General features: G+C 66.1%; 3 protein-coding genes and 2 pseudogenes. 3 read left to right on the plus strand and 2 right to left on the minus strand.

What is annotated here, in order from left to right; genetic code table 11:
- Positions 1-278, plus strand: a pseudogene (locus tag J7E68_RS06865) (lysophospholipase); the annotation flags it as partial.
- Here the strand turns inward: J7E68_RS06865 and J7E68_RS06870 are convergent.
- Both J7E68_RS06870 and J7E68_RS06875 read right to left on the minus strand, forming a co-directional pair.
- Positions 262-655: pseudogene (locus J7E68_RS06870) on the minus strand (SufE family protein). The pseudogenes J7E68_RS06865 and J7E68_RS06870 overlap by 17 nt on opposite strands.
- Before the next feature lie 19 nt (positions 656-674).
- Positions 675-1,568 carry a sulfurtransferase gene (locus tag J7E68_RS06875; protein ID WP_215171104.1) on the minus strand — a complete coding sequence of 298 codons (894 nt, stop codon included), beginning with the start codon at positions 1,566-1,568 and terminating at the stop codon, positions 675-677.
- 147 nt (positions 1,569-1,715) lie between these two features.
- Between J7E68_RS06875 and zapE the strand changes: the two genes are divergently transcribed.
- A complete protein-coding gene (gene zapE, locus J7E68_RS06880; protein ID WP_215171107.1) occupies positions 1,716-2,765 on the plus strand; it encodes a cell division protein ZapE in 1,050 nt (349 codons plus the stop codon).
- 115 nt (positions 2,766-2,880) lie between these two features.
- Positions 2,881-3,545, plus strand: a 665-nt coding sequence (locus J7E68_RS06885) for an ammonium transporter (RefSeq protein ID WP_396652489.1), incomplete at its 3' end; no start/stop codon positions are given.

The following is a 3,545-nucleotide window of genomic DNA, read 5'->3' on the forward strand; positions in this document are numbered from 1 at the left end:
GGCTGAGCGGCGCCGAGGACGCGATCCCCTTCGACCGGCTCGACATGGTCGCGCGCGCCGAGGAACTCGCCGTTCCGATCCTGATCCTGCACAGCGACGATGACGGATTCGTGCCCGCCGATGCGTCACACGCCCTGCAGCAGGCGCGCCCCGACCTCGTGACGATGCCGCCGTTCTCGGGGGCCCGCCACACGAAGCTGTGGAACTACGACCAGGCGGCGTGGAGCGATGCGATCACGGGGTGGCTCGACGCGCAGGGATTCAGCGCTTCTGCCTGACCTGCTTCTTGGCACGCATGAGCATTCCGGTCATCCCGCCGACCCGCNNNNTCGTCGGGGATCGCCAGCACCTCGTCGGGAGTCAGCCCGGTGATGCCCTGCACGAGGATGCTCGCGAACCCGCGGGTCGTCGGCGCCTCCGGCGGAGCGGTCGCGTGCATGGTGACCATGCCGTCGTCGACCTCGACGTAGATGTACACGGGCGACTGGCACTCCGCGACGCGTTCGCACATCTCGGGATGGTTCGCGACCTCGTCCGAGACCTCGGGCAGCTCGTCGGAGAACTCGAGGAGCAGCAGCAGACGCTCGGCCTCTGCGGTCTCGAGGAAGGCGTCGCGGATCTCGGCGAGAGTGTCAGGAACGTGCGAGGTGCTCATTCCTGACATTCTCACACGATCAGAGGGATCCGGGCTCGGAGCCCGTGACGATCGGCACCCGCACCGCGCTGCCCCACTCGGTCCACGAGCCGTCGTAGTTGCGCACGTCGTCGAAACCGAGCAGGTGCTTCAGCACGAACCAGGTGTGGCTGGATCGCTCGCCGATGCGGCAGTAAGCCACGACCTGATCGCCATCCTGCAGCCCGGCGCCCTCTCGATAGATGGCGTCGAGCTCGGCGCGCGACCGGAATCCGCCGTCGTCGGCGACGGCCTTCGCCCACGGCACGCTCTGCGCGGTGGGGATGTGTCCCGCGCGCAGCGTTCCCTCTTCGGGGTAGGCGGGAGCGGTGGTGCGCTCTCCGCTGTACTCCTCGGGGGAGCGCACGTCGATCAGCGGGCTGCCGATGTGGGCGAGCACGTCTTCCTTGTAGGCGCGGATGACGGAGTCGTCGCGCTCGACGATCGGATACTCCGTCGGCGTGATCGTCGGGGCATCCCGGGTGATCTCGCGCCCCTCGGCGATCCAGCGGTCGCGGCCGCCGTCGAGGAGTCGCACGTCTTCGTGGCCGAACAGCGAGAACACCCACAGGGCGTAGGCGGCCCACCAGTTGTTCTTGTCTCCGTAGATCACGACGGTGTCGTCTCGCGAGATGCCCTTGGCGCTCAGCAGCTTCGCGAAGCCCTCGCCGTCGACGTAGTCGCGCACGACCGGATCGTTGAGCTCGGTGTGCCAGTCGACCTTCACGGCCCCCGGGATGTGGCCGGTCTCGTACAGCAGCACGTCCTCGTCGGATTCGACCACGACCAGACCCGGCGTGCCGAGGCGCTCAGCGAGCCACTCGGTGGTGACCAGGCGGCCGGGCTCGGCGTACTCGGCGAACTTGGGTGAGGGGGGGTCGAACTCGATGGCCACAGGGATCTCCTCAGACGGTGAGCGGCGATGGTGCTGGTGTGTGACGGCGTAATGTGGAGCCGATACTTCGACGATAGATCCACGCCAGGCGCCCTGCACCCGATTCGTAAGACTTCGACACAGGTGCGCCCCCGACACAGGACCGTGATGACCGACACGCCCAGCCGCACGGGCATCGTGCACCTGACCGATCGCCAGCCGACCGTCACCGGTCCCGAGATGCTCGCGAGCCTCGTGCCCCCGCCGCAGTTCGACGGGGCCACGTTCGAGAGCTACCGGGCAGATGCGGCGTACCCGTCGCAGGAAGAGGCGAAAGAGACTCTCATCCGCTTCGCGGGGCGAGGTGCGCCGGTCAAGCGGGGCGGATTCTTCAGCCGCGCGAAGAAGGAGCCCGAGGTCAAGCCGGGTGTCTATCTCGACGGTGGCTTCGGCGTCGGCAAGACCCACCTGCTCGCGTCGATCTATCACGCGATGCCCGCACGACGGAAGTACTTCGGCTCGTTCATCGAGTACACGGCGCTCGTCGGAGCCCTGGGGTACAAGAACACGGTCGACCTGCTCAAGGGTGCGGATCTGCTCTGCATCGATGAGTTCGAGCTCGACGACCCGGGCGACACCATGGTGATGACCCGCCTGATCGGTGAGCTCGTCCCGACGGGCACCAAGCTCGCGGCGACGTCGAACACGCCGCCGAACGCCCTCGGTGAGGGACGCTTCGCCGCTCAGGACTTCCTGCGCGAGATCCATGCGATGTCCGACAGCTTCCAGACGATCCGCATCGACGGCGTCGACTTCCGCCAGCGAGCGCTCGACGGCCATGCGGTCGTCAGCGATGAAGACATCTATGCACGAGCGATCGACGAAGGGGAAGAGCGCGGCACCGCATCCGATGACTCCTTCGGTGAAGTGATCCGTCACCTGGCACGTGTGCACCCGTCGCGTTACCTTCGGGTCATCTCGGGTCTCGACCTCGTCGGCCTCCGTGATGTCCATGTGCTGACCGACCAGTCCGAGGCGCTGCGGTTCGTCGCCTTCGTCGACCGCGTCTACGACGCGCAGATCCCGGTCGTCGCCACGGGTGTGAGCCTCGACCAGGTGTTCGCCGAAGAGATGCTGGGCGGCGGTTACCGCAAGAAGTACCTGCGCGCTATCTCCAGACTCAATGCACTTACACACGCGGATCGCAGTGTCGCGTAACGCGATGTTCACACGAGAGCCGTCTCTGTAACGCCACCGCAACAAACTTCACGCATTCCGGAAATCGGGCCTCGTCACACTGAAGCTCTCAGTTTCCCGAATGTGAGGTTTGACTATGGATGCTCCAGGCAACATCTCCTGGGCGATCACCGCGACCGCCCTCGTACTGCTCATGACGCCTGGCGTCGCCTTCTTCTATGGCGGCCTCGTGAAGGCCAAGAGCGTCGTCAGCATGATGATGATGAGCTTCGGCTCGATCGGACTCGTGGCCGTGCTCTGGATCCTCTTCGGATTCTCGATGAGCGCCGTCGACAGCCCGACCGCCTTCGCCGGCAACCCCTTCGCCGACATCGGCCTCTCGAGCCTCGCGGCCGGTGAGGGATCGAACGTCGCACTTCTCGGAGTCGCGTACGGCGCGACCTTCGCGATCATCACCGTCGCGCTCATCTCCGGCGCCATCGCCGACCGTGCGAAGTTCGGCAGCTGGCTGATCTTCGCCGGTGTGTTCGCGACCGTCGGATACTTCCCCGTCGCCGCGTGGGTCTGGGGCGGTGGCTGGATCATGAACCTCGGCACCACGCTCTTCGGCGAAGACAGCGGGATCGGCGTGATCGACTACGCCGGCGGTACCGCGGTGCACATCAACGCCGGTGCAGCTGCTCTGGCACTCGCCATCGTCCTCGGCAAGCGCATCGGCTTCCAGAAGGGCATCCTCAAGCCGCACAACGTGCCGCTGACGCTTCTCGGTGCCGCTCTGCTGTGGTTCGGCTGGTTCGGCTT

This window comes from Microbacterium sp. ISL-103 (assembly GCF_018613995.1).
Taxonomy (GTDB): domain Bacteria; phylum Actinomycetota; class Actinomycetes; order Actinomycetales; family Microbacteriaceae; genus Microbacterium.